Source organism: Atopobacter sp. AH10 (genome assembly GCF_003664595.1).
Classification (GTDB): Bacteria; Bacillota; Bacilli; order Lactobacillales; family Aerococcaceae; genus Atopobacter.
Genome location: NZ_QXPZ01000050.1, coordinates 42,430 through 68,623 on the forward strand (window position 1 = coordinate 42,430; position 26,194 = coordinate 68,623).

The 26,194-nt window shown below is 39.7% G+C and carries 21 protein-coding genes and 1 tRNA gene; 2 read left to right on the plus strand and 20 right to left on the minus strand.

Features of this window, described 5'->3' with window-relative positions; all coding sequences use genetic code 11:
* Positions 1-16: 16 nt before the first annotated feature.
* From D3H64_RS10280 to D3H64_RS09140, 3 genes are all read right to left on the minus strand, one after another.
* Positions 17-181: a hypothetical protein gene (locus tag D3H64_RS10280; protein ID WP_158589272.1), complete on the minus strand. Its 165-nt coding sequence runs from the start codon at positions 179-181 to the stop codon at positions 17-19.
* A gap of 441 nt (positions 182-622) precedes the next feature.
* A complete protein-coding gene (locus D3H64_RS09135) occupies positions 623-2,017 on the minus strand; it encodes a sugar transferase (protein ID WP_121565916.1) in 1,395 nt (464 codons plus the stop codon).
* A 153-nt stretch (positions 2,018-2,170) separates the two neighbouring features.
* Positions 2,171-3,733: a ClC family H(+)/Cl(-) exchange transporter gene (locus tag D3H64_RS09140; RefSeq protein WP_121565917.1), complete on the minus strand. Its 1,563-nt coding sequence runs from the start codon at positions 3,731-3,733 to the stop codon at positions 2,171-2,173.
* A 460-nt stretch (positions 3,734-4,193) separates the two neighbouring features.
* Here D3H64_RS09140 and D3H64_RS09150 point away from each other — a divergent pair, with 460 nt between their 5' ends.
* On the plus strand, positions 4,194-4,757 hold the full coding sequence (locus D3H64_RS09150; RefSeq protein ID WP_121565919.1) for a DUF1836 domain-containing protein: 564 nt from the start codon (positions 4,194-4,196) through the stop codon (positions 4,755-4,757).
* A gap of 13 nt (positions 4,758-4,770) precedes the next feature.
* A complete protein-coding gene (locus D3H64_RS09155; protein ID WP_158589273.1) occupies positions 4,771-5,643 on the plus strand; it encodes a DegV family protein in 873 nt (290 codons plus the stop codon).
* Between the two features lie 317 nt (positions 5,644-5,960).
* Here D3H64_RS09155 and D3H64_RS09160 read toward each other — a convergent pair whose 3' ends face one another.
* The 17 genes from D3H64_RS09160 to D3H64_RS09240 all read right to left on the minus strand — a co-directional run bounded on the left by D3H64_RS09160 (position 5,961) and on the right by D3H64_RS09240 (position 25,664).
* Positions 5,961-7,019, minus strand: coding sequence for a DUF1307 domain-containing protein (locus tag D3H64_RS09160; protein WP_121565921.1), 1,059 nt, complete (start codon positions 7,017-7,019; stop codon positions 5,961-5,963).
* A 311-nt stretch (positions 7,020-7,330) separates the two neighbouring features.
* Positions 7,331-7,403 (minus strand) — tRNA-Lys (locus D3H64_RS09165).
* A 418-nt stretch (positions 7,404-7,821) separates the two neighbouring features.
* Positions 7,822-9,192, minus strand: coding sequence for an MATE family efflux transporter (locus tag D3H64_RS09170; RefSeq protein WP_121565922.1), 1,371 nt, complete (start codon positions 9,190-9,192; stop codon positions 7,822-7,824).
* A gap of 514 nt (positions 9,193-9,706) precedes the next feature.
* Positions 9,707-10,354: a pyroglutamyl-peptidase I gene (gene pcp / locus D3H64_RS09175; RefSeq protein ID WP_121565923.1), complete on the minus strand. Its 648-nt coding sequence runs from the start codon at positions 10,352-10,354 to the stop codon at positions 9,707-9,709.
* Between the two features lie 160 nt (positions 10,355-10,514).
* The gene (locus D3H64_RS09180; protein ID WP_121565924.1) at positions 10,515-11,435 is read right to left on the minus strand and encodes a DUF979 domain-containing protein; all 921 of its coding nucleotides are present in this window, start codon (positions 11,433-11,435) and stop codon (positions 10,515-10,517) included.
* A 23-nt stretch (positions 11,436-11,458) separates the two neighbouring features.
* Positions 11,459-12,121 (minus strand): 5-oxoproline transporter, DUF969 family subunit, encoded by a 663-nt coding sequence (locus D3H64_RS09185; protein ID WP_121565925.1) that lies wholly within the window; start codon positions 12,119-12,121, stop codon positions 11,459-11,461.
* Positions 12,122-12,298: 177 nt separating this feature from the next.
* Complete coding sequence (locus tag D3H64_RS09190; protein ID WP_121565926.1) at positions 12,299-13,768, minus strand: amidase family protein; 1,470 nt, start codon at positions 13,766-13,768, stop codon at positions 12,299-12,301.
* Between the two features lie 11 nt (positions 13,769-13,779).
* Positions 13,780-14,244, minus strand: a complete 465-nt coding sequence (locus D3H64_RS09195; protein WP_121565927.1) for an 8-oxo-dGTP diphosphatase — start codon at positions 14,242-14,244, stop codon at positions 13,780-13,782.
* A 5-nt stretch (positions 14,245-14,249) separates the two neighbouring features.
* Positions 14,250-15,554: an MATE family efflux transporter gene (locus D3H64_RS09200; protein WP_121565928.1), complete on the minus strand. Its 1,305-nt coding sequence runs from the start codon at positions 15,552-15,554 to the stop codon at positions 14,250-14,252.
* Positions 15,555-15,640: 86 nt separating this feature from the next.
* The gene (gene rlmH / locus D3H64_RS09205; RefSeq protein ID WP_121565929.1) at positions 15,641-16,105 is read right to left on the minus strand and encodes a 23S rRNA (pseudouridine(1915)-N(3))-methyltransferase RlmH; all 465 of its coding nucleotides are present in this window, start codon (positions 16,103-16,105) and stop codon (positions 15,641-15,643) included.
* 681 nt (positions 16,106-16,786) lie between these two features.
* Positions 16,787-18,031, minus strand: coding sequence for a S1C family serine protease (locus D3H64_RS09210; protein ID WP_121565930.1), 1,245 nt, complete (start codon positions 18,029-18,031; stop codon positions 16,787-16,789).
* A gap of 213 nt (positions 18,032-18,244) precedes the next feature.
* Positions 18,245-19,066: an MBL fold metallo-hydrolase gene (locus D3H64_RS09215; protein WP_121565931.1), complete on the minus strand. Its 822-nt coding sequence runs from the start codon at positions 19,064-19,066 to the stop codon at positions 18,245-18,247.
* A gap of 132 nt (positions 19,067-19,198) precedes the next feature.
* Positions 19,199-19,990, minus strand: a complete 792-nt coding sequence (locus D3H64_RS09220) for a two-component system regulatory protein YycI (RefSeq protein ID WP_121565932.1) — start codon at positions 19,988-19,990, stop codon at positions 19,199-19,201.
* Positions 19,971-21,251 (minus strand): YycH family regulatory protein, encoded by a 1,281-nt coding sequence (locus D3H64_RS09225; RefSeq protein WP_121565933.1) that lies wholly within the window; start codon positions 21,249-21,251, stop codon positions 19,971-19,973. The genes D3H64_RS09220 and D3H64_RS09225 overlap by 20 nt, the downstream gene beginning before the upstream one ends.
* The gene (gene walK / locus D3H64_RS09230; RefSeq protein WP_121565934.1) at positions 21,251-23,089 is read right to left on the minus strand and encodes a cell wall metabolism sensor histidine kinase WalK; all 1,839 of its coding nucleotides are present in this window, start codon (positions 23,087-23,089) and stop codon (positions 21,251-21,253) included. The genes D3H64_RS09225 and walK overlap by 1 nt, the downstream gene beginning before the upstream one ends.
* Before the next feature lie 303 nt (positions 23,090-23,392).
* Positions 23,393-24,100 (minus strand): response regulator YycF, encoded by a 708-nt coding sequence (gene yycF, locus D3H64_RS09235; protein ID WP_199700162.1) that lies wholly within the window; start codon positions 24,098-24,100, stop codon positions 23,393-23,395.
* A gap of 175 nt (positions 24,101-24,275) precedes the next feature.
* The gene (locus tag D3H64_RS09240; RefSeq protein WP_158589274.1) at positions 24,276-25,664 is read right to left on the minus strand and encodes a L,D-transpeptidase; all 1,389 of its coding nucleotides are present in this window, start codon (positions 25,662-25,664) and stop codon (positions 24,276-24,278) included.
* Positions 25,665-26,194 lie beyond the last annotated feature (530 nt).

Here is a 26,194-nt window from a genome sequence, read left to right on the forward strand (position 1 = left end):
CTAATGTGTACTCCTTCTAACAACTGCTCTGTTGAGTTTTCTCATTCATAAGATTTCTAGTCGTTTGCAAAATTAAATTTCTATCTGCATTAAGCACTTTTTCAAAAAAATCTAATTCCTCATCTTTCAGTACAAAAGTATGTTCTTTTGCCCTATTTATTTCAGATCTTCTTCTACCCATCTTCTCACCTCCTTTTTCTGAGTATTTTAACATACTCTCTAATGAGTGCATATGTATTTCTTAAAAAAATAATACATACTCTAATTTTATAAACCAACTACGCTTTTTTATCATAAAATACAATTAGAATACTATTACTAAAAATGACTTTTACCTAGCCTTATCCAGATTTTATATTGTCCCACTGACTTACTCGACTAAAAGAATATTGACCCCACTTTTTTTTGACCAATTACTAGCTCTCAGCTGTTGATCAGCTAGAAAATTGACATTTTCATTCTCAGGCACTATTCAACTCATTGTCTTAATCGAGTAGGACTCTGCCCATTAGTGGACTTGCACCACCAAGTTATTACCCATGCCGGGCGCACACAAAAAAACAAGCAGCAGAGGGATTCCTATTTCCCAACTGCTGCTTGTTTCTATTCTATTGAATGACTTCTAGCGGATAATTTCGATCCCCATTGCCTTCAATTCTGCTAAATTGTATTGGTGGTTTTCTTCCTCATCTAAGCCCCGTGAAGATACCTTATCAAAAAGAATTTTCACTGTTTGAAGCATAATCTTCAAATCGAGTAGCAAGGAATATTTCTTGATATAGATCAAATCGAAATTTAATTTGCTATTAAAGTTTGAGGCATATTTCCCATACACTTGGGCATAGCCAGTTATCCCTGCACGAACATTATGACGCAAATAGTAATGCGGATTTTCCTTTTTAAACTGATCCACGAAGAATGGGCGTTCTGGACGTGGCCCAACCAAGGACATGTCACCTTTTAAAACGTTAATCAACTGTGGTAACTCATCAATTCGTAAACTCCTAATATATTTACCCACCCGAGTGACACGCCTATCATTCGAACTAGCCAAAATCGGTCCGGATTCTTTTTCGGCCTTTTCTCCCATGGAACGGAATTTGAGAATATCAAATTCACGCCCCTTCAAAGTCACTCGTTTTTGCCGGTAGAAGATAGGGCCAGGTGAATCTGCTTTGATGCAAATCGCTGTTATCACCATAATAGGCGAAGCTAGAACGAGTATAATCAAAGCGAAGAGAAAATCAAAAAATCGTTTGATGACATCCTGTTCTGAAGGAATTTCAAAAGTAGATAATTCAATAATACTCTCATCTTCAATACTCATGATATTAGGTGTCATGTAAATCATGTTTTCAAAAGAGGTATTAAAGAAAATTTTCTTGCCCCTACGGACTAACAGATCTACAATCTTATAGCGTTCAATTTCAGACAAGTTGCTGGCAAAATACACAATATCACACTCATCCATATACTCTTTAACATTGTAGTAATAATCCGACAGAACAACGTGTGTCACTTCATGTCGGATATTTTTTGATCGCCTAAAATTGTCAATCGCTTTGAACACCCGATTTTCTTCCCCCACAATCATCACCCGTTTCGTTCCAGCAAAATGAATGTAGGCCTTGAAGCATAAAAAGCGGAAAGCAAAGAGAACTACAGTCCCTAGCAAAATATTGACCAAAATGACTGATCTTGGAAAAGCAAACCACCTGCCAGCAAATGTCAATGCCATCGTCACCATAGAAGTGATGATTTGATTGATCAGCGTAATAAACAAGAGGTCTCCGATTGTTTTGTTGTAGAAAACATAAATACCAGATAAGACATTTACAAATACAAATCCAACCACCACTAACCAAAAAGCTTCACGAACATCATTAAAATTTCTTTCCGGAATCGTAAAGCCAAATCTCAAGTAAAAAGAGACGAATAGAGACAGCAGTAGTAAAGCTACATCTCCAATAGCCATCAAGATCTTGAGAACTTTATTCCAATCGCCTAAGCCAGACATGGAATCCTCCTTCATTGCTTCTTAAAGGATCAAGAAGCCTTCTAATTCAATTACAAGTACACCTATTTTACCATAAGAAGGGGTTCTTTTCTCTTTTATTTAGACAACAGCCTTCAAAACTTGCTCTCTACTATTTCGAGTAAGCCATTTAAGTTAATCCTTTTCCAACGTTTGTTTGAAAAAAGTTTCAACCAACTCCCCATTTCCTGACTCATGTGCCACAAGGACTTGATCATTGAGCAAAAGGCAATCCTCTCCTTCTGGGACAAATTCTTCTCCCTCTCTTATAATCGTTGTCACCAAAAGAGGGCAAGGGAATTTTAAATCTTTGAGTTTTTTACCCGTTAGCTTTGAATCAGGAGGCAAGCAAAAACGACTCATCATCGACAACTGTCTCCCACTTGGCAAACGAGAAGGTAAGTTAGCGATTAAGTGTTTGTATAGGGTATGATAAACCGGCTCGACTTTCAAACTTTCAGAAAAAACATAAGCCACGATAGAGGCCAGAGATAAACTTAAAAATTGAGAAAAGGTTCCTGTCATTTCTGCAATCAAGACGACAGAAAGGATTGGGGACCTCACAACAGCCGTTAAAATAGCCACCATTCCAATGATCATAAAGTTGACACGATACGATTCAAGATTCACAAATCCTAAAAGCAATTGCTGAAAAACCACTCCAGTAGTCGCCCCTAAGACCAAGACTGGCAAGAAAATACCTCCTTGCGCTCCAGAATCAAAGGAAATACAGGTAAATACCAATTTACCAACAAGCAAAAGGCATAAAAAGCTTAAGGGAAATGTGCTTTTCGCTAAAGCTTCTACCAAACTATGTCCTCCCCCTTGAATTTCGGGTAAAACTTGCCAAATCCCAAAAGAAAAAAGGAACAATAGGGAGAAGCGCCAGTCCATCAATTTAGGCCAACGTTTAGCATAAGCTCGCCATTTATCTAAAAGTAGGTTAAAAGACATCCCAACTAAGCTTGCTAGAATGGCTAGAGGCAAAACCAAATATAGTTGACTTAAATCCAATAAATGAGTGGGTCTAAAATGAAAGGCTGTCTGATCCCCCAAGCAATAAAAAGAAACCACATTGGCCATCAAACTAGCTAACAGAGCAGGCACTAAGACACTCGAAGAAAAAGTCCCGTATATTTCTTCCAAGACGAAAAGCATCCCGGCAAGAGGCGCATTAAAGGCTGCAGACAAACCGGCACTTGCACCAGCCGCCATTAGACTAGCCCGATCCATACGATCAAGTTTTAAAAGCTGACCAAGAAGTTTCCCTATAGTCCCCCCCAACTGAATAGATGGTCCTTCTCGACCTAAACTCAAGCCAGCGAAGGCATTTAAAGCTCCTCCAAAAAATTTACTAATCAGGGTAGGACAAGTCGCATAATCAATTCTTCCCAATAATTCAGCATGAATTTGCGGAATCCCCGAACCACCAGAATATGGTGCCCACTTGAGCAAAAGGTTAACGACATATCCTGCCCCAATTAACAAGATTAGGATAAGACTAAGGGTGACCGGATGCTTTTGTGCAAACAAGACATTTCTCATCTCGGATAATTGTGTCAAAGCGAAGCGGTAAGCCACCACCACCAGTCCAGCTAAAAAACCTACCAACAAACTTTCTATTAGAATAAGAAGACTAAATTTTTTCCCTCTGTGGCGTTCCATCGTCGACAAAGGCAGATCAGCCTTTTCCCTCACCACAACTCCCCCTCTATTTCTTACTGTTTCGGACAAAATTAAATCTCATCCTATTATATTTTCTTTCCCCTCTTTTTTCAATGAAGGCTTGACCCTTCTTAAATGCTCGGCGTAAACGGGCAAATGTCCCCATCGAAATCCTCTCCCTTTTGCCTCGGCTGCCAGCTCTTTTTAAAAAGGAGAACGCTCTCCGCTTCTCGAAAAAGGACTCCAACACATGCCATCCACCTAAAAAAACTGTTTTCCCTAAAAAGCTGTTCAGTAGCAACCCTTACTAGCTTTCTAAAAGGACAAAGTATTCGGTATTCTTGACAGTTTTTGTGGTTTTCGTTACACTATTTACAGTATTTATTACTAGAAACTAGCAAGCTAGAAACTATAAAGTTTTTTAAACAAGCTCTAACTAGTCCAGAAACAAATACTAATCTACTTAAGAGGATGCCTAAAAGAAGGGGGAACTATGCGCGACGCTCTAAACGTTTTAAGCCATTACCATTTACCTCGCTACAAAGAACTGCCTGATATCGGGCTTTTCTCCCGGCAAGTTATTCAATATATCAATGATATTTTAGGGCCGATATTAATTCAAGATAGCCAGCTAACAGCTACCATGATCCAAAATTACGTCAAACTTGAGATCATGCCTAGTCCTAGTTGCCGACGTTATAACCGTGAACATATCGCTCATATCATTGCGATCACTATTTTGAAACATGTCATTCCAATCAAGCAAGTACGCCGTGGAATTGACTTAGCTATGCGGCATGGATCCATCAGTGTCACCTATGATGCTTTTGCAGAAGCCTTAGAGGAACAACTGCATCGAACAGTTCTACCTGTTTTAGTGAAGAAAAAGACTTACCATTTTGAAGCCTATGATCTTTCTCATGAAACAACAGGTCTTACCTATGCTTGTTTAGCCTATAGCCACTTACTTGTCCTTGATTTGCTATTAGCCACTGAAGGGTTGCAGGGACTTAATCATCCTGATGAAAACCACTCCTCTACCCTCAACCTACCATAAAAAGGAGAACTTAATGGAAAAATTTGCAATTGTTATGGATACGGCTTCTAACATCGATATAGAATTAGCCGAAAAATACGGGATCACTCTCATCCCTTACCAAGTCCAATTAGATGATCAACACTACCGTGACCAAATCGATATTTCTAGTCGTGAATTCTATCAACTGATCGGCCAACATGATACCGTACTTTCTGGTATTCCTAGTCCTAAAACAGTCGATAGCACCATTCGAGAATTAGTTGACAAGGGGTATAAACAAATTTTGATCCTTACTGGGTCCATCCGCCTAACCGGGATGTACAACCTTTGCCAAGTCATTTGCGCTGACTTTATCGATGAGGGTATTCAGATTGAGGTCATCGACAGTGGGCAAATTGGTATTGTCATTGGGTTGATGGGGATTTACGCTAGCCTATTACGTGAAAAAGATATCCCATTTGTTGATGTGGTGAATCGCCTACGTGCCAATATCGACGACTCCGGCCGTGTTTATCTGCTCACTCGTACCCTTGAATATGTGATCAAAGGCGGACGCTTAGGCAAGATGAAGGGGGCAATTGGTACTTTACTGAATATCCAACCTACTCTAACTGTAGAGGATGGTCAATTATCTGTCGCCTCTAAAGCAAGAGGAGCCAATAAAAGCCGTTTAGCCTTGATCCAAGCTTGTAGAGAGCAATTGGATACAAGCCGTCCATATTTCTTCGGGGCTTTTGCAGCAGATAACGATTCTGAATTGAACTTACTCTTAAAAGACATGTCAGACATCGTCGACAAGGCCGAATTGGTCATTACTCGTGAATTAACAACTGTACTAGGTGTCCATGGTGGGCCTAAATGCTTGGGTGTTGGTTTCTTCTATGTCGATGATTTAAATCTATAAACCCAGGCAAAAACAGTTCTTCCGTCACTCAGTTTTCTAAAATCAAAGCTATTGATGAGCTGAGTATTGAAATTCCTCACAGCAAATAAAAAAGAAGTAGTTTCCCATCTAAATGATAAGGAACTACTTCTTTTTACTTGGCTTAAGCCTTCGTCTGACTAGAAAGTAAGCGGTCAACAAAAAAGACAGCCTGACTTTTCCTTGTCGATGAAAGAGACAGCCCATTGTCTGTACATGTCATATAAAGCACAAATATGATCGATTCTTTCGAATAAGAGTTGCCTATTCCTTAACTAACACCAGGCACTCCAATAAGCCTACTCATCCCCATCGAAAGCTTTAAGTCCATCTACTTTCACTTCTTCAAATGCTTGCTCTTTTAAAAACTTTTTCATGTCATCCACTAGCAACTTATTATCTTTCAGCACTAATTTTTTAAATAAATCCATCTTTTTTAAAGTCGTAAAGTCCACCTTATTCGGATCAAAAGTAATCCCCAGATGCGTTTCCATCTTGGTCACTCGCATTTGTCCAGCTGCCCCATCTAAATGATTAACTTGCCGAATAATCTTTTGCCATTTCTTTTGGTCAGCTATTCTTTCCTTTTCAGATAGGCCTTTGTAAGAACGAAAAAGGGTTACTTGCACGGCAGAAACTGGCTCATTGTCCTCGCTAAAGAAACGTAACTCTGCCATCTCTCCTTTTTCCATAGAACCTTTTTGATAGACTTTAATAAATCTTGCTTGCATCTTAGCTTTCAAGCTTTCTACTAAAGCGTCCATTCGTTCCTTGGACTTTTCCTCTTCCAATAGTTCCTTTTCCAAACTTGCAAGATCTAACTTCTTCACTGGCTTAAAATGCTTCTTTTTCAGATAATCTAGGCTCTTCTCTAAGCTCTTTGACCCATCTAAACCGTCTTTTTTGGAAGAAGGAAATAATTTATTTAATGCCAATCGGTCTACCTTTTCGTAGTCTACTGCTACTTCTTCAATAAGGTAGAATTCCTTAAAATCAATCGAGTAGTCTAGCCCTTTTATTTTCTTAGCTGCTTTCAAACTATCTGCTAAATGCGAATCCTGCATGGCTTGGTAACGATTGCCATAGGACAAGCTAGAATAAGTCGCTAAAGTTTTGGTTATTTCTTGTAGGATACGGTCTCCTTTATGGCGATAAATCACCAAAACTTTTTCTTCTGGCATTTCCTTTAGCAAAGCATAAGTTTCCAACTTCTTTCCTTCTGCCTTTTCTAGAATTTTGTGTGTCTGATGAGTGACCTCCTTGATCGGACTTTTTAGCGATTCTTTAGCACTAAATCCACATGAAGATAAAACTAGGATAACCAAAGCTACTAGTCCCCATTTTTTTAATTGTCGCATACCCTTCTCCCCCCTCTACTATAGTAGAAGCTAACTTAAGCCAAACGATTTCACATCAGCAAAGATGACTTATTCTTTTAGTTTAACATAGCTAATAGATGCATTTATGTCTAGGGTTTTAACTTCATATGTTTTTTCGCTATCAAGCTTACTTATCCCTAAACTAGTCATCTGAATCGTTTTATCATTACCTTCACTAACACTTGCTTTATAACACAAATGTCCAGTACTCAAACTCTCTTAACTATCAAATGAAGCTTATATACTGGCAAATAAAAAAACTGTCAAGCCTAGGCCTAACAGTTTACTGATGGGATATGAGGGTCTCGAACCCCCGACCCATTGATTAAGAGTCAATTGCTCTACCAACTGAGCTAATATCCCGTAACGACAAAAATAATTATAGCCAAGTTCATCATAAATTGCAAGACTTTTTCCAAAAAAATATCCGATTATTCCATCTTTTCTTCCCCATCCACTTCTCATCTCTATTCCAGCCCTTTTCATGCAAGGACTAACTCCTACAACCTTTTCTATAAAAGAGCTAGCTCCATTCTCCAATGACTTGATTCCACTAAAATGGCTAAAGGGGGACAGACACTCAAAAGTTTCATCTTTGCCAATTCCTATCATTGAATGTCCGTCCTTATGGAAACAAAAATGAATAGATAAACGACTACTTCAAAACAAAAATGAATAGATAAACGACTACTTCAAAGCAAAAGTAAACATATAAACGCCTGTTTCCCAAAGTATGCCATCCATATGGGTTATCACTCTCTTCTGACCCTCGTTTACGCCTCTAGTTTTCGCCTGTTTCTGCTTTCAGACCAGTAGGATGTGCCATAAACCAAGACTTCAGATAATGCTTTAATAAAACTGAATTCACTATACCTTTCAAGACACTAGAGAAAGAAATAGCCATCCAAACACCTGGAGCACCATAATGAGGCATCAAAAGTAAGGCTAATGGAATACGTAAAAGATTGAGTGACATCCCCACCATAGATGGCAGTTTGGTTTGTCCAAAACCATGAAAGACCCCCGTTGTCCCAATTTCTACTCCTTGGAAAATTTGACTAGCCCCTAAGATCACTAAATAGATCGCCCCCAAGCGAAGAGCTTCTTGTGAATCTTGAATAAAGAAAGGAAAGATAGAGTGCCTCCCTAAAATCAGCACCATCATACCAAGAGCGCCTGCTACAAAAGTGAGGAAAACACCTTTTCTAATAACAACTTTCAAACGTTCATAGGCTTTAGCTCCCACATGTTGCCCGACCATCACTGTCAGCCCAAAGGCAATACCTTCTGCAGATAGCCAAGTTAAAGATTCCATTTGTGACCCAGCTGAATAGACTGCTACTGGAATTGGGCCAAACTTGGCTACTAAACGTGTTAAATACATACTGATCAAGGCATGTAGCCCATTCTGAGCCCCTGAAGGTAGGCCTAGCCGTAACATTTCTAAATAAGCAGATAAACCCGGCCAGCGCAACCAAGGCACCTTTTTTAGATGAGGATGGAAAAAGTGCATATGGAGGAAAAAGAGGATAACCGTCACTAAATTCGCCGTAACACTCGCCAAAGCAGCCCCTCTTACCCCTAAATGCCAAGAAAAAATAAAAATCGGATCTATGATAATATTCGTCACTAAACCCACTACATTCAATTTAAAAGGTGTTGCACTGTCTCCTGTCGAATGATAGGCAGAGGATAGGGTTGGCACAGCAAATATAACCGGCATCCCCAAGGCAACGATCTCTAAATACTGTTTAGCCATTTCATTGACTTCTTTAGAGAGATGAAAAAGGCTGATCAAGGGATCTTGGAAAAAGAGGATAATCGCCGCAAAGGCCAATGAAAGGAAAATAGTCAACTGTAGCCCTGAAGCAATCACTTCTTGACTTTTTTTCATATCATTCGCTCCATAAGCTTGAGAGGACTTCACACTCACTCCGACACGAGCAGCTTGGACAACTGCCTCCCCTATCCACCAAAAATAGCCTGCCGTTCCACAAGCAGCGACAGCTTTTACAGACAGACGCCCAATCCAAAAAATATCCACGAGATTATAAGCCATCTGAGCAAAAGCTGTCGCCATCAAAGGAGCTGCTAGCCCCAATAAAATCGTCATCACATTGCCTTTTAGTAAGTTTCTTTGCTTCTTTTCCATTAGCGCTCCCTCCCCCTTCTTTCATTTCAATTGAGTTAGATGAGTCCATATAAGACTGACCTTTCTTCTTTAGCTATCTCTTAACGATTTTAACGGAAAGGCTTCTGAGAGTCTAGCATGGAAGATGGGAAAACAAAATAAAAGCCCTCCTATTTAAAAAGTCTCTGTACTTTTTGTTGTTGGCGAAGGAGACAGACTGTAGTCTGTCTATGCCATATAAAACACAAAAATGACCGATTCTTTCGGATAAGAGTTACCTTCATCCGGGAAAATGCAGCGGGACCACTGGGAGCCTTGGTCTCCCAGCTAGTCAGTCTCAAACTTGCTGTAAGCCTTTCGGCACAGCAAGTAATTCGCTTGACTTCCTTTTACGCTGCTCCCGATGAAGGACTCTTTCCTCCAGTTCGGTCATACTGAGCTTTCTATTCATCAGCGCTTGTTACATTCACCAACAACAAAGTATAGATAGAAAGGCACATCAAAATTCCTCTTAAATAGCTTTTTGGTCGTCTATTTAGTGAGTCGTTCCACCTATGATTTTTTCGTCTTCTTTCCCTTCATAATCCACAATAGCACCAATAGCTTCCGTTAATCCCTTGACAATATCGCCTAGGTTCATAGAAGGCATAGTCGGTTTATCCACCACCTGTTCAGGTAGAAAAGGTATATGGATAAAACCTGCTTTCACTCCCTTATAACAAGTGTGAGCGAGATATAAAGATTGATACATGATATGGTTGCAGACAAAAGTCCCCGCTGAGTTAGATACACTCGCTGCTATACCAGAAGATTTCACGGCTTCTACCATGGCTTTGATAGGCAAAGTACTAAAATATGCCGCCTCTCCATCTTTTTGAATCTGTTCATCAATAGGTTGATTCCCTTCATTATCTGGAATACGCGCATCATCTTGGTTAATCGCCACTCGTTCAACTGTTATTCCTGCACGGCCACCTGCTTGACCGACATTAAGAATGACATCCGGCTTCACTTCTTCAATCTTTGCTTTCATCACTGCTGCTGAACGGTGGAAAACAGTTGGAATTTCAAGCTGGTAAATTTCTGCTCCATGTATGCTTCTAGGCAAGCGTTTCACCGCTTCAATAGCTGGATTAATCTTTTCTCCTCCAAAGGGATCAAAACCTGTGACTAAAATTTTCATTAACTCTCTTCCTTTCTAACAGTTCCCTCTACATCAATCATTTCTCAAGTGAGCTTCCGTCCTCTTTAGCGCAATTCTTTCTTAAAGAGCCCCTCCTAAATTAAAGAGCCCCTCCTAAAACGTGCTGTCCCTATAAACTGGCTTAACTTGAAACCTTTTTTTAAAAAGCCAAGAAGTACATCAGTAACACATGGATGAATAGTAAAGTAAAGGCTGGAATAGCTTGCTGTTTAATCACCCCATATTCAGATTTCATTTCCATCAAAGCTGCGGGTAAGGCGTTGAAATTCCCAGCCATTGGCGTGATTAAGGTGCCACAAAATCCTGCAGTCATCGCTAAAGCCCCAGCTACTATAGGATCTCCACCTTGTGCAAAAACAAATGGAATCCCAATACCTGCCGTAATCACCGTAAAGGCCGCAAAAGCATTCCCCATCACAATAGTGAAGATAAACATCCCCAAGCAATAAGCAAATGCACCAACGAATTGGTTACCTGCAGGAATAAGACCACCAATAGCCTTGGAAACCAATTCTCCAACGCCAGCTGTCGTAAAAATTGCCCCTAAGGCTGTCAAAATTTGAGGCAAAATGCTAACGGGAGAAACTTGTTGCACCATACGATTGTTTTCTTCCAAAAATTCTTTCCCACTAGCTTTAGTGACTAAGAAGATAGCAATCAGCCCCAATACAGCCCCTAGACCAATCGCCACTTTCCCATATTCAGGTAAGGCTAAGCCCAAAGCCAAGGAACCTACTGATAAAAAAATAACTGGCAAAAAGATCAACCAACCTATACGATCAGCACGCTCTTTTAATTGTTCGCTACTAGGGACTTTAAAACTCCCCAATTCTACTTGTTTAAATAAGGTTAATACGCCCAATAAACAAACCAATCCCCCATTTACCACATTTGGAAGATAAGATCCCAAGGCAAATAAAATAGCCAATAGGAGCCAAAATGCCCCTGTCCCTAAACGCTTGCTTTTCAAACTAGCATCTATAAAAGCTCGATAGCTGGTATGAAAGAGCTGGATACCCATCAAGACACAGATAATTTCTAAAACAAGATCCACACTCATTACTTCTTAGCTCCTTTTTGATGTTATTGCTTCATTCGATAAGCCACATAATAATTATAAGCAATCCCTACGACTAACATCGCAATACCTGCAGGAATAGAAGCTTTGGCAATACTAGCAGGCAAAGCTTCTTTGTAACCTAAATCAATCAAAGTTCCACTAATCAAAAGAACCCCTGCATTCCCTAAATAGGTATTTTGAGCAAAGAAATTCCCAAAGTTTTCATTAGCAGCTGACAAACCCTTAATTTCTTCTATATCTTCTTCATCCAACTCATCCATCTCTGTTTGAGCGGCAGCCTCTGCCATTGGATAAACAATAGGCCTAACAAATTGAGCATGTCCTCCAAGACGTAAAGCTAACAAGCCTGCTAATTCGCGAATCAATAAATACAAGCTAATAAATAGTGGCATGGTTAGCCCTCGTAGCTTTTCAATCAACTTAACAGCCCCTTGTTTCAAGCCATAAGATTCAGCCAAGCCTAAGATAGGCAGGGTTAAGAAAAAGATGGACACTACCCGCTGATCCACAAAGGATTTCCCCAAGACCTCCAAAAATTCCAGAAAATTCATTCCTGATACCAAAGCTGTTGCCAGTCCAGCAATAATGATCGTCGCAATGGTATCCAAGCCGAGTACAAATCCGACAACAATAATGACAATTCCAATAAGCTTCATCCACTCCATTATAATGCCTCCTTTTTTTATACAACGCTAACTATAGTGTTTAAGCGTTTGCTATTACTTTTTATTCTATCAAAAAATCCCCAAAAATGGTCAAAAAATTCCATTTTCGGGGAGAAAATAAGTCTTATTTGCTTTTTTTTGCTCTATACTGATGCCATCCATCGCTTAAAAGGTCAGCTAACTATCCACTTTCGTTCCATGTTGCCATTTTTGAATCCGGTGACTCAATTGGCGACTAAATTGGAGCAAGGCCTTATCGCTACCCTTCTTACCAATTAAAGTCAAACTTAAAGGTTCGCTCATCATCGTTACTCCCATAGGAATCGTCACAACAGGGAGACCGATTAGTGTTGCTTCTTGGATCATCCCCGCGTCAACGACCGCTAACACATCCGCCTTATTTTCAGCAAAATAATCAGCCATTTCTGCCTTATAACCTTCTAGAACTTGTTTTAAGTGATGGTCACTCGTTCTTTCTTCTAAATCCTCTGTGAAATAACGATCCATCCAAGTTTGTTTTTGTTTCGCCAAACATTTCGTTTGATGAATAATTTCTTCAAAACTTGGCAAAAGGGTTGCTGTATTAGCCCTATAGTTATCAAAGGCTTTCCGTATCCTTCCTCTAAACAATTCGCCTAAAGACTGCTTAGTGAGGGAAAAACTTTGGTAAGTAATGGCTAGGCCTTCTTCTTTCATCCAACTTGTTGCCCTATCCATGATCCCAAAGTCGCCATCATTACTTGCCATAACACTCACACGGACATCTCGCCAATCTGGCATACTCTCTTTACTAGAAGATTTAGTTTTTGGCCTATCTTCATTTTCACCCTTGGCTGCTTCTGCTAGCAAAACAACATCCGAAACACTCTTTCCCATAAAGCCGACCACTTCAGCCCAATCTGATAGAGGCAGAATCCCTCCCATCTCATAAAGATCTACAGAAGGCCTATAGCCGATCAAGGATTGTCTGATAGATTGCCAGATTAATCTCCCTGCTAAGCCTGTCCCGATAGTTCCTAACGTTTGGTTGTGAGCTAAAAGACTAGCTCCACCATCGTAATAGACCGATTCTCCTGCCCATTTCCGAATTTTCTTAAAGCCATACTTCCCAAGAATAACCGCCCCTGCTCGTTTCAAATGATGAACCACTTGTGCATCAGCTGAACTTGCGCGTTTAGATAAGGCTGTTAACCCCCGCAAGACTGGTAGTCCTTTTAACTCAATGGTATCTTTCACAATCAAGGGTATCCCATAAATAAGAGGCACTCCTTCATGATAGGCTTGATCCCTCGCCTTGGCATCGGCTAAGGCTTCTGGTGCTAAGGCCACTACATCTCGGCTTAGGACTTCTGGAAATTGACGCCAGCGATCCAAATACATGGCTGTCAATTCTTCGTAGCTAAAGATATTCTTTTGGCGCAGGTATTGAATCGTCTTGATATCATGATCTTGAACTACCCAATAAATACTATTAAGTCTCTCTTGATCATAGCCCTGCAAAAGTTGATTCAATTCATTCAACAAACGTTGGCCATGCAAGCTTAATTTAGGGCCAATCAAGCTCTTTCTTTTAGTATAAAGGCCTCCTGCTATAAGTCCTAAGACACCACCTGCAATAAGCCAAGCTGTTTTGCCTTTTCCCTTCATCTTTTTTCCTCCTAGCAACGCTCTTCTACAGCTAGTAAGCGATCCTCTTTATCATAAACAAGACGGATATCCATAAAACGTGGATCATTCTCCAATAAGCGTTTTAAAAAGACTCGATCTCCTTCCCAAAGATCTAAATCTAAGATCTTTTCTTTCTCTATGTAATGGAGTTCCCCCTCATCACAAACACACGGATCTCCTTCTTTCGCTCGACCAGTATAGAGAAAGATATAGAGGGCTTCGTCTTGATCGTAAAGGAAGGTGATAATTCCTCTGGCTTTCAAATCATCTACTACATAGCCTGTTTCCTCATACACCTCACGCAAGGCCGCTTGATAGGGACTTTCCCCTGCTTCCACTTTTCCACCAACACCTAGCCATTTATTGGCATTGATGTCGACCTTTTTCTTATTACGCAGCATCATCAGAAACTTGCCCTCTCGTTCTAAATAAATTAAGGTAGATAATTTAGCCATTGAACTTACTCCTTTACCCAATCAAAGTAACGCATTTTAAGACAAAAGGCAATGGTCACCCATTCTGTTACCATCACGGCTAACCAAATCCCATCAACCCCAGCTATCGTCGCTAGTCCGACCACAAGAGGTAAAATCACCACGAAACCTCTCATCATAGAAAGCACTAAACTTCTTCTGGATTGGTTGCTAGCACTGAAAAACATCGTATTAAATAAGTTAAATCCTGTAAATGGTAGAGCTAGGAAGTACAAACGTAATCCTCTTACAGCTAAATCTTGTAACTCTACTATCCGACCTTCATTAAATGCATTGGCAATACTTTCTGCTCCCAAGGCAATAATAGCATAAGAAATCAAACTAATTCCCGCAATAGTGCCCAGTCCTAAACGGTAATAATAGTGCGTCCCCTTGCTACTCGTTTTATTGATGCTTTCACTGATCAAAGGTTGACTCCCCTGAGCCACCCCATTAAAGAGGGCATTCGTCACAATTCCAACGTTGGCCACAATGCCATAAGCTGCCACACCCATTTCCCCAGCTACTCCTAGTAATAGGCGATTAAAGACTAACAGAATAACCCCATTAGATAATTCCAATATCAAGGTTGCTAAACCTAAACGAATAAAATTCACAATGAGCTCAAAGCGCAAAGGCCCTAAACGTAACTTGACTCGATCTTTCTTCATAAAATGGGGCAAGGCTACAAAAATGCCTAAAATAGGTGATACCCCTGTTGCTAAAGCCGCTCCAAACATCCCCATACCTAAAGGATAAATCAAGATGTAGTCAGCCACGCAATTGACGAGACTCCCGCACAACTGAACCACCATAGCTCGTTTTGGTGCCCCATCATTTCTCAAAATATCCCCTAAAATCATATTCACCATAGCTACTGGTGCAAAAAAGACAATTACTAACATGTAAGTACGAACCAGAGGAAAAAGTCTCGGAGAAGCTCCTAAAAGCACTGCAATTGGTCGATGAAAAATCATCAGCAAAACTGCTTCTACAATGGCTAGTACAAGCCCAAAACTTAGAGCTGTCGAAAAACTTCTTTGACGACTGGAAGGGTCAGAATGAATCGAAAAATAAATGGCTGATCCAACTCCCACCATCATATTCAACCCATTCATTAAGTTCCACACGGGTAAAGCAATATTCAAAGCCGCTAACCCATCTGCCCCAACACCATTAGCAATAAAATAAGTGTCTGCTAAAACATATATCGAAGCTCCTATAATTCCTACCATGCTGGCCATAATATAATGTCCGTATCGTTTTAATGAATATTCCTTGCTATTTGTCATATCTCTCCTCTTTATCTCTCCTTATCCTCATGATCTTTTGCTTCTTTCGAGAAGCTCTGACCACTTTTTCCTAGTCATCCCCCATCTTATTTATGATAGCTATGCCCTGCATTAATTCGGTGGATCCTATAAATCTGTTCCATTAAAATCAAGCGCATCAACTGGTGGGGATAAGTCATTCTTCCAAAGGCTATTTTCCGATCACATCGATCCAAAACAGCTTTAGATAGACCATTGGAGCCTCCAATAACAAAAGCATGGTCACTCTTCCCTTGAGTCCAATCCTTTTGAATTTGTTGGGCTAGATCTTCCGAGCTTAATAATTCTCCATCTAAGGCTAAAGCATAGGTCACCGCTTGTCTAGGCCACTTATCTAGTAAGCGTTGCCCTTCTTTCTCGATGGCTTGTTCAACCCCATGATCATCTGCTTCATCAGGAACTTCTATAATATCCACTTTACTATAGTTCCCCATCCGCTTCATATACTCAGCAATCCCTTTAACTAAATATTTTTCCTTTAATTTCCCTACGCAAAGGATCGTTACCTTCATCTCTGTCCCTCTTTCTCCAGCATCTCTATACTTCAAAACTTTTTCTTTCCTATAGATCTTTGCCTAGTCATTTCCACTTGAAAGAAGCTTTCCAGCTATCAAATTACTTCTTCTTTCTTACCATTTTACAAGATCAGCCTATAGAATACCACAAAGAGCATGATAGCTCCTGTACTCTACCTGTCTTTCCTTTAAGAGAGACTATATCTTGAAAAAGATAAGGGCTATCCACAGACTTATCCACAACTTTTCCTATACTTTCCTCATTTAATCTGCTTACATCTCTTTTTCACGATTGGGCTATCTCAGTTTATCCCATCTTATCCACTAGTCTATGCACAATTCTCTTAAATTCTTGTTTTTGTTGATTTAACAGCATTTTTAGCGATTTACAAGCCTGATTCAGGCAAGGCTTATCCACAACTTATCCACAGCCTTAGTGAACTTTTCCCTAAAAAAGCTTGCCCCTATCCCCTTTTGCTCGTGAAATAATTCATCCACATACTTTTAGCTTTCCACAGACTTATCCACAAACTTTTCAACAAGTCTAATCCCTCCTTATAGTCAAAAAGACTCCCCCTCTTCCTCGATTTTCCTATATACAAAAACTCCAATGCTAGGAAAAAGTCGACAACAATCAACTTCTTCTTTCCCATTGGAGTTTTTTATTCACTTGACTAGTTAGCGATTATTGGAAGGGAAAAGTGTTTTCTTTACTTTGCCTTCCAAACTATTATTTAACTTCAGATCGATACTTCTTTTCTTGCCTTCTCGTATAATATCTAGCTTCACACTAGAACCAACTTTGGCGTTATAAAGGGCATGTCTTAGGTCAATAGTCGTCCCTATTTCTTTTCCATCAAAACGGGTAATGACATCATATTCTTTAAGACCCGCCTTATCGGCATTGCTTCCCTCTTCTACTTGGCCAATAACGACACCTGTATTCAGATCAGCTGGTAAGCGTAATTCTTCTCGATAAATATCTGGCAGTTCAGACACATTCAACATCGATACTCCTAAAGTCGGTCTCAACACTTTCCCATTTTCTTCGAGATCTTTCGCAATTTTCACGACCTGATTACTTGGAATGGCAAAGCCCATCCCTTCTACTTGAGAAGACCCAATTTTCATAGAGTTAATCCCTACTACTTGTCCTGCATCATTAAATAAGGCCCCACCAGAATTTCCTGGATTAATCGCCGCATCCGTTTGAATAACTTGGTTGGTAAAATCCGGCGTCCCATCACGATTCAAGTCCATAGGGACCTCTCTATTCACCCCAGAAACAATCCCACTAGTCACTGAACTAGAAAAAGCCTCTCCCAAAGGTGACCCGATTGCAATAGCCTTTTGCCCCACTTTAATTTGGTCAGAGTTAGCAAATTCGGCTACAGTATCTACCCCCTTGGCATCTATCTTTAAGACTGCCAAATCCGTCCACATATCTGTTCCGACTACTTCTGCTTTCTTTTGCGTGCCATCACTTAATTTGACGTTAACTGCATCAGCCCCTTGGATCACATGATTATTGGTCACGACATAGGCATATTTACCCACAAGTTTGTAAATGACTCCTGAACCTTCTGAAGCCTTTTGTAAGCTTGCTTCCTTATTCCCTTTCTGCCCTAGAGGATGACTAAAAGGGCTTCCTTGAGAAGCAGTCATATTTAAAACGGATACCACTGCATTTTTACTGCGCTCATAGACAGCAGATTCTACCGTATCATTTTTAGCCTTATTATCTTGAGGCTTGACTTTCCCACTGGTCATTTTCATTTCAATCCGCTCTTGGTGGTCTTTGTTCTCCCCTGGAGCTTTTAAGTAACCTGTCTTCAGCATAACTAAAACCCCTACTAACAAGACGACAAGGCCTCCGATCAGGCCGGCGATGAAACTCTTGGTCAAGCTATTGTTTTGTCTCATAGCATTCTCTCCCTTTGACTTTCTCTTCTTCCATCTTACCGCTGAACACATCATTTCCCTTCAAAATTACTCTATTTTCATAAATTTTTAAGGCTTACTTTATGATTTGCTGATAAATTAGACCATTCTTGCCTAAATCCCCACTTCATCTCCTGGATTAGTCTACCGAGTTCACTTCATCCTTCTCAGTCAGCTTCCTTTAGCTAGCTCTTTCTACAAGTCTAAAAAATCTTGCGCCTTATCCGGATCAGTGCCTAATAATTGAAAAGCTTGGTTAGGTCCAAGATCTTTTTCGTCTAAAATTTGATAGGCTGTATCATAAGCTAATTGCTTCATATTATTTTTCTGGCTAAGATGTCCGAGATAGACCGCCTTCGTTTTATCTGTAATCATTTCAGCTACAGCTTCTGCCCCATCAACATTAGATAAATGTCCCTCATCGCTTAGAATTCTTTGCTTCAAAGACCAAGGATAAGGGCCTAAACGAAGAAGTTCCATATCGTGATTACTTTCAATTAAATAGGCATCTGCCCCTCTTAATAAGCCCCTTAAACGGTCACTTACATAACCCGTGTCCGTCAATAAAACAAATCTCTTCTTGTCCTTTTGAAAGGCATAGAATTGAGGATCTACTGCATCATGGCTCACGCTAAAGCTCATGACATCAATATCGGAAAAGACCTGCATCTCGCCTGGTTCGATCAAATGACACTGATCGAGAGGAATATCCCCTACAATTGGCGCCATAGCCTTCCAAGTTTTTTCATTAGCGTACACATCCAAATTAAATCGTCTGGCTAATACGCCGACTCCATGAGTATGATCACGATGTTCGTGTGTCACCAAAATGCTATCTACATCCTCCATCCGTCGTCCAACTGAAGCTAATAATTCTTGCGCTTTTTTACCGCTAAGGCCACAATCTACCAAGATACGACGTTTGGGTGTTTCTATATAGGTTAAATTGCCCGTACTTCCGCTAGCTAGAACAGCCACACGAAAGCCATCTTTATTCACATTTTTTGCTTCTTCCATTTTTTCACTCCCAACTCGCAAAAGAACTTTTACCTTTGGGGAAGTCCCTTAGATAAAAGTTCCCTTGTTTTTGCCTTTCTCTTCTCCAGCTACTTTTTCTGAATTAACGTATAGCTAATCTCTTTTAGCCAACTATTTACGCATTTCTGAAGTAATAATCTTCCCAGATGTAGCATCCACTCGTTGAGTCGTTAAAGCCCCATCATTTAGAATATCAAAATACCAGACAGGACTATACACCGTCATATCTTTCAATTTAAGGATTTGATGATAGGCCAAAGTGGCCGTTTCGATTCGACTATTACTTGGCAACAAATTGTTCACATATAGTATTTCAACAGCTTTCTTCTGCGTAATCGTCTGCTTCTTGGTATCTTGTCGTTGAAGATGATCTACATGTGTCGCTAAATAAGATACGACGCGATAATCATTGTTCAAATAAAAGGTCACTTGACCGGTTCCATCTAAAATAGGTACCCCATTAATTTTTTGAGCGTAGACAATTTCACGTTTAGCTTTATAATAAGCCACAAATTCGTAATCATCACCCTTTAGGAAGGATGACTTCATAAAATTCTCTAAAGGGCCTAGATCTCTCTTCCCAGCCTTATTCAAAGTAGGAATGGATTGATAGATAGGAATAGGTTTACTTGCCTGTCCATCTTTCACGTTGAGCCATTCCACATCCCCATCTTTTTCCACAGCTACATTAAAAGGATCGGCAAGTAAATAAGGGACTTCCAAATTCTTTTCTTCCAATCGTGGTCCCTTGATGTTCTCTTCACTCATCTCCTGCACGATATTAATGCTATTTTGCATCACTGGGTTCAAAACATCTCTCCGTTCCAGAATAAGGAATAGCAAAAATATGTTCAGGCAGAGAAAGGCCACAATAAAAATACGCTTAGTTTGCCTGAAGTCCATATTTTCGCTCTCCTTCCATCAGCCAATCCTCTAAACTACGCCAACTAGACTGATAACGTACAAACCATTTCGGCACCAGTAGCACCACTCGGCTATTTTCTTCACTCACTTGCCAATCATAGCCTATACAGGCATCCTCAATCTTTTTCACATCATAGCCCACTCGTCTCATTTGCTCAACCATCTCAGAACCAGAAACAAGTTGTTCTTCTTCCACGTTACGTTTGAGACGGAAAAGCAAATTAATGGTTGGCATAGAAAGATACTTCACCTGTTCTTTCCCAGGAATAATCGCTAGAATAGACCGGTCTGGCGCACCAAAAATAGGTCTATTCTTGTAATAGCGACGGAAATAAACCTTCTCATCCGTTTGGTCAATCCCCGTATAGCGCAATTGGTAAGGCCAAGATTCAAATTCTGTCAAAATTTTGTGAGCCTTATGCAGTCGATCATCTAAACTTCCTTCTTCTAGTTGGGCATTACTCCTATAGTAGAAGCGATTATTTTCACTGTCTATCTTTAATTCACCCTGATTATTCGTATATTGAGAAATATTCGAAGAAGAATGCACTGATAGACCTAACGTATCGGAAAAGAACTTAGCCACATAATTATCGGTAGAAACCATTTCTGCTAAAAAAGATTCTTTTTCCATCGTCACTGGATTCACAGGCAAATACACCACTCGCCCTTTAAACTCAAAATAATCGACTTCCTGCCCCTTAACTCCTTCGATTAGTCCTTTTATCATCTGTTGAGTTTCATGTGGAATACTGGCTGAATAAACCATCTTCTTTTCCTCATTCAGAAAATAAACCGTATTGGGATGATTTTTCAAAGCCACTATACGATTAATGCGAGGGTTCAAGTTTCGCTTAGCTATCAAACCAGTCATATTCATGGTCAAAGGAGCTTTATAGACCAGCTGCCAAGATTCACTTTCAAAAAATTGTGACATATCTACAGTCGCCTCTCCAGCCTCCTTAAAATCCGACAATTTTCCAGAAAGTTCTGTCATCATTTTTTTGATCACATGAGCTTCATTGTAAGAAATTAACTGTCCATTAGCATAATGCACCAATTCCACTGGTAAAAAAGCATTGGGGCTATCAAATCTTTGCTTATTATTATGCACTTCTGTCTTCGTCAATGTGGCTTGTTTTTCTTGATAAATCGATGGGGTAATCACATTATAGTAAGTTAAAAATAAACTTAAACTAACTAAAACCATCAATAAAATAGTGGTGAGATGTTTGCGCATTAATTAAACTCCTCACTTTCATCAAAAGGCTCATAAGGTAATTCAATATAAAAAGTAGACCCAACGTTTTCTTCACTTTCTACCCAAATACGTCCACCTGATAAGTCAATAACTTCTTTAGCAATAGCTAAGCCTAAACCCGTTCCGCCCATCGCTCTTGATCTTGCCTTATCCACACGATAAAAACGGTTAAAGACTTTCGGAATAGCCCGTCTTGCTATACCCATCCCCTGATCCTGGATAGAAATCACAATCTTATCATGTGTTTCAATTAAGCTAGCTTTGATCTCTCCACCATTCGGAGAGTATTTGATCGCATTATTCATCAGATTATCAATCACCTGAGTAAATTTATCTTGATCCAATTCTATCCATAATTCGGTTTGGGTAATTTCACGTTTTAATGTAAATGGATGCTCCTTGTATTGCTCGTCCTTCAAAATCAAATCAAAGCGATTCAATATATGGTTAAACAATCCGTTCAAATTCACAAATTCTTTATCCAACTCTAGCCGTTTTTGATCCATACGAGAAAGGTTCAGTAAATCATTGATCATTCGGATCATCCGTTGTGCTTCCGTTTGAATGACTTGTAAAAACTCTGGGGCAACATTTTCATCTTTCCATGCCCCATCCACTAGAGCTTCTGTATAACTTTTTATAGACGTTAAAGGCGTGCGAAGTTCGTGAGAAACGTTAGAAACAAAATTACGCCTTTCATTTTCAATTTTCTCTTGTTCTGTAATATCAGCTACAACACAAACAACTCCTGAAATAAATCCTGTCTCTCGTTGAATAATGGAAAAATCACACTGGAGAATAGAGTTGTCTATCGTAACAGTTTCTTGCTCATTTCCTGTTAACAAAGCATGAAAAGACGTCTTATCCTTCAAATTTAAAACCGTTAAAATATCGCGTCCAATCACAGAAGTCTCTTCCGCATTCAACATATCTAAGGCTGCATCATTAATGATCAATACCCTGCCTCTACGGTCAGTGGCTATCACCCCATCTGTCATATGATGAAGGACAGAATCCAAACGTTGCCGTTCAGCTTCAGTTGATTCTTGAGCGTCTCGAATTTTTATAGCTAGAAGATTAATCGCCTTCCCCAATTGCCCAATTTCATCATCCGAATAAATCCTAAGAGCACTTGAATAATCTCCTTCAGAAATCCTCTCAGTTTGATCTACCATTTCAGAAATAGGCCGTGTCAATCCTCGTGAAGTTAAGAAAGAAACCACAACAGTTATCGCTAAAGCAATTAAAGAAGAATTGAAAAAAATACCGGTAATTTCACGGACTTGATCGTATTGATCCTCAATATTACTATCAATCAATAACATCGTTCCTGCTATATCACTTTCATCTCCAGCAATAGGGCCTATAATCCTCATTTGCCTCTCATTCGTATGGTTATCTATATATTGAGTCGCAGAATACTTACCGAGTGCGACCGCTTTTTGAACTTGTTGATCAGTTGTTTTCGTCCCCACTAAATTTTGCTTGGTTTGATCGTTAGTCCCCAAAATATAGCCATCACGATTGATCACGTTGATTTCAATATTACTTTGATTTCCAGAGTCTTGTAGCAACTGGTAAATGTCGCTTTCTTTTTTAGCCTTACTCGCATTGCTGTTCATAATTTGAGCTACGCCTGTTTTTAAAAAATCATAGCGTAACTGTAACTGACTCTCGATATTATCAATCGTTTGATTTTCCAATTGACGAATAAAGTTAGCAGAAATCAATTGTAAAGCCATAATCAACATCAAAATAAACAAGACAGGAATTTTGAAATGGATGGACTGAAAAGGTCTTAAAATTCTTTTCAACATGAGTTATTATCCTTTCGCATTTGTCTTCTTTTAAAGCACTACAGCACGTAAGGCAAGTTCAGGTAATCTTGTTTGCCTTTCGCATTAATCTTCGTTTGAAACCATACAGCCTATAAGACAGGTTCAGGTAATCTTGTTTGCTTTTCGCATTGTCTTTTTTTGAAGCCATATAGCCTATCTTAGGCATGGTTTAAAGCCTTAATAGCTCCTCATCTAAAAAATTTGCTAGTTTGCCTCTTAGCATTTCCTATTCAAGGGTAGCGCTAAAAAAATATAGCTGACTCAAGTGAGTCAGCCCTTTTTTTACTCAAGATCAGGTTTCTTCAAGAAGTACCCCACACCTCTCCGAGTCATAATCCATGTTGGATGGCTTGGGCTATCTTCGATTTTTTCGCGAAGCCTTCGAATGGTCACATCGACCGTTCGAACATCACCGAAATAATCATATCCCCATACTGTTTGTAAGAGATGTTCACGCGTCATCACTTGCCCGATATGCTTAGCCAAGTAATGCAGTAATTCGAACTCTCGATGCGTCAACTCTACTTCTTCACCACGTTTAGTGACACTATAAGCATCTTCATGAATCGCTAAGACCCCAATCTCTATAACAGAGGTCTCATTATCATTTTCATCCTCAACCGGTACTTGAGCCCGACGGATATTCGCCTTGACCCGAGCAATCAACTCACGGTTAGAAAAAGGCTTGGTCACATAATCGTCCGCTCCAATTTCTAAACCTAAAACCTTATCAATCTCAGAGTCCTTGGCAGTAACCATTATAATAGGCACATTGGAAGTTTTACGTATCTCCCTACAAACTTCTAGCCCTTCGATTTTTGGCAACATCCAGTCCAAGACAATCAAATCTGGTTGCTCCGCCTCAAATTTTTCCAATGCTTCTTGCCCATCATAGGCAGCAATAGCTTCATAACCTTCTTTTTCTAGGTTAAATTTTATGATGTCAGAAATAGGTTTCTCATCATCTACAACAAGAATTTTTTTCACGATGAGTGCCTCCTTGACTTGAATTAATCTTTATTCTTTTTTGATAAAATAAGAAATGAGGATAATAATCCTACCCGTTCCTACCCATTTTACCATGATCAGCAATGAATTGCATTCTCTTTATCTTTAGGTCGCTTAATCAACAAAGCAAGCCCTTTCGAGCTTGCTTTGTTATAGCTTAATACACAATCACTGGTGTCCCAATCGCTACCATATTAAAGAATTGCCCCATTACTTCAGGCGGAATATTCACACAACCATTACTACCAGCCCACTGCCAATTATTTCCTCCATATGCTGGTTGCCATGGAGAATCGTGCAAGCCGAATCCCGACCAGTTAAATGGCATCCAATAAGATACAGGGCTCTTGTATTTATTACCTGTTCGCCTATTGACGCCTTCGAGCACCGTGTTTTGTTCTTTATTCCAAACATAAAAAACACCACGAACAGTTGGAGATTGGGGATGTCCTGTCACAATAGGCGTTTGGAAAACGATCTTCCCATCCTGATAGTACCATAACATTTGATCCGGAATAGAAACTTCAACATAGGTATTGCCAATATCATTAGCCTCATGTTTACCTGATCCCACAATAGTGGCTTCAACCACCGCTCCTTTTCCTTCTTCAGCGATCTTATAGATCTGTTTAGCCATTCCATCAACATCTAAAGACCAGCCTAGAGTCCCAGCAGGAACTTCAATATTCCCTTGACGAGTCGCATGGAACTGACGTGGCTTATTAATCGTACCATGTTCATCACTATACTTTTGAGCAAAAGCCCAGATCCCGTCATAGTTCACTCTTATGGAGAAATCTTCTCCTACAGTAAACCATTTGGAAATTTCCGACGCAGGTATTTTTTCTTCTTTGTCCTTAATTTTGACTTTGACATCTAAGTCAATCCGTTTATTTAGCTTATCAGCTTGCTCTATCAATTGTTTGTTATCGGATTTCACTTCAGGTTGACGATAAGAATTTTGTAAATCTACTGTCTTAGAATCCTTCAGGGTCGTCATCACTAAGTTTTTCTCCAAAGCTTTTAAATCCACTTGACGACCAATTTTTTCAGCTACAATTTGGAACTTCCCATCTTTGTAGGCTACTGTCGCATTCTTAGAAGCTTCCCGTCCCTGATTATCAATTCCTAAATCCCTGACATAGGCGCTCACTTTATCTTGATCGACAGTCAATATTTTATCATATATGTCATCTACTCGAATCACACGTTTCTTAGAGAAAAAACTGAGCGGCCAAATAAAAGGATTATCCTCTTTCAGTACTTCGCCCATACGGCCTTCTCCACTAAAAGAAACCCCTATATCTCCTGGCTTAAAGGAAGTGATATGTCTTTCTCCTTCGATCAGATAGTATTTCTCCCCTGAAAAATGATGCGCCAACTTAGAATTAGCTTGTTGCGCTGTCATAAAACTTACATTTTCACGACCAAAATAGGTGTTAGCTTTAAAATGTGAGTTAAAGAAAATGACACCAACCACATATATAATAACTAAAGCAATTCCTACAGCACCATAATATGTCAGTGCCCTTCTCTTTCTTTTCATCTTTCCCCACCTTTTCGAATAAGTACGTTTCATTATAGCACGATTTTTCATATCATTAAAGCAAAGTAAATCATTTGACCTAAGCTATATACATATGATCTACATCCATCTGAACTATATACATATGAACTACGTGCATCTGAACTATATCCATATGAACTACATGTATCTGATCTAAATAACTGAACTATATTTATCTGATCTATATACATCTAAACTATATCCATCTAATCTATATCCAGCTAATCCTCACCTATACAGAAAACTCCTATTACAAGGCTCTAACCCTCATTCACATGAAGCTAGACATGCAGTTAAAGTATCCTAGTATAGTGTTAGGCTCTCAACTCGCCTCTAAGGTTAGTTCTCTAAAACTACCTCTCTCATAGTAACATAATGACCTATCCATGATCTATTAACTTGCAAAAAAAAAGAGATGAGGCTCAGCTCGTCTCTTTTTCCTTTTGGCATGGCGACGTCCTACCCTCGCAGGGAGAAACCCCCAACTACTATCGGCGCAAAGAAGCTTA

What these genes read in the sequence shown, in the direction of transcription:
- D3H64_RS10280 (WP_158589272.1), bottom strand. Translation starts at nt 181, where the DNA reads ATGGGTAGAAGAAGATCTGAAATAAATAGGGCAAAAGAACATACTTTT.
- D3H64_RS09135 (WP_121565916.1), bottom strand. Translation starts at nt 2,017, where the DNA reads ATGTCTGGCTTAGGCGATTGGAATAAAGTTCTCAAGATCTTGATGGCT.
- D3H64_RS09150 (WP_121565919.1), top strand. Translation starts at nt 4,194, where the DNA reads ATGCGCGACGCTCTAAACGTTTTAAGCCATTACCATTTACCTCGCTAC.
- D3H64_RS09155 (WP_158589273.1), top strand. Translation starts at nt 4,771, where the DNA reads ATGGAAAAATTTGCAATTGTTATGGATACGGCTTCTAACATCGATATA.
- D3H64_RS09160 (WP_121565921.1), bottom strand. Translation starts at nt 7,019, where the DNA reads ATGCGACAATTAAAAAAATGGGGACTAGTAGCTTTGGTTATCCTAGTT.
- D3H64_RS09170 (WP_121565922.1), bottom strand. Translation starts at nt 9,192, where the DNA reads ATGGAAAAGAAGCAAAGAAACTTACTAAAAGGCAATGTGATGACGATT.
- pcp (WP_121565923.1), bottom strand. Translation starts at nt 10,354, where the DNA reads ATGAAAATTTTAGTCACAGGTTTTGATCCCTTTGGAGGAGAAAAGATT.
- D3H64_RS09180 (WP_121565924.1), bottom strand. Translation starts at nt 11,435, where the DNA reads ATGAGTGTGGATCTTGTTTTAGAAATTATCTGTGTCTTGATGGGTATC.
- D3H64_RS09185 (WP_121565925.1), bottom strand. Translation starts at nt 12,121, where the DNA reads ATGGAGTGGATGAAGCTTATTGGAATTGTCATTATTGTTGTCGGATTT.
- D3H64_RS09190 (WP_121565926.1), bottom strand. Translation starts at nt 13,768, where the DNA reads ATGAAGGGAAAAGGCAAAACAGCTTGGCTTATTGCAGGTGGTGTCTTA.
- D3H64_RS09195 (WP_121565927.1), bottom strand. Translation starts at nt 14,244, where the DNA reads ATGGCTAAATTATCTACCTTAATTTATTTAGAACGAGAGGGCAAGTTT.
- D3H64_RS09200 (WP_121565928.1), bottom strand. Translation starts at nt 15,554, where the DNA reads ATGACAAATAGCAAGGAATATTCATTAAAACGATACGGACATTATATT.
- rlmH (WP_121565929.1), bottom strand. Translation starts at nt 16,105, where the DNA reads ATGAAGGTAACGATCCTTTGCGTAGGGAAATTAAAGGAAAAATATTTA.
- D3H64_RS09210 (WP_121565930.1), bottom strand. Translation starts at nt 18,031, where the DNA reads ATGAGACAAAACAATAGCTTGACCAAGAGTTTCATCGCCGGCCTGATC.
- D3H64_RS09215 (WP_121565931.1), bottom strand. Translation starts at nt 19,066, where the DNA reads ATGGAAGAAGCAAAAAATGTGAATAAAGATGGCTTTCGTGTGGCTGTT.
- D3H64_RS09220 (WP_121565932.1), bottom strand. Translation starts at nt 19,990, where the DNA reads ATGGACTTCAGGCAAACTAAGCGTATTTTTATTGTGGCCTTTCTCTGC.
- D3H64_RS09225 (WP_121565933.1), bottom strand. Translation starts at nt 21,251, where the DNA reads ATGCGCAAACATCTCACCACTATTTTATTGATGGTTTTAGTTAGTTTA.
- walK (WP_121565934.1), bottom strand. Translation starts at nt 23,089, where the DNA reads ATGTTGAAAAGAATTTTAAGACCTTTTCAGTCCATCCATTTCAAAATT.
- D3H64_RS09240 (WP_158589274.1), bottom strand. Translation starts at nt 25,664, where the DNA reads ATGAAAAGAAAGAGAAGGGCACTGACATATTATGGTGCTGTAGGAATT.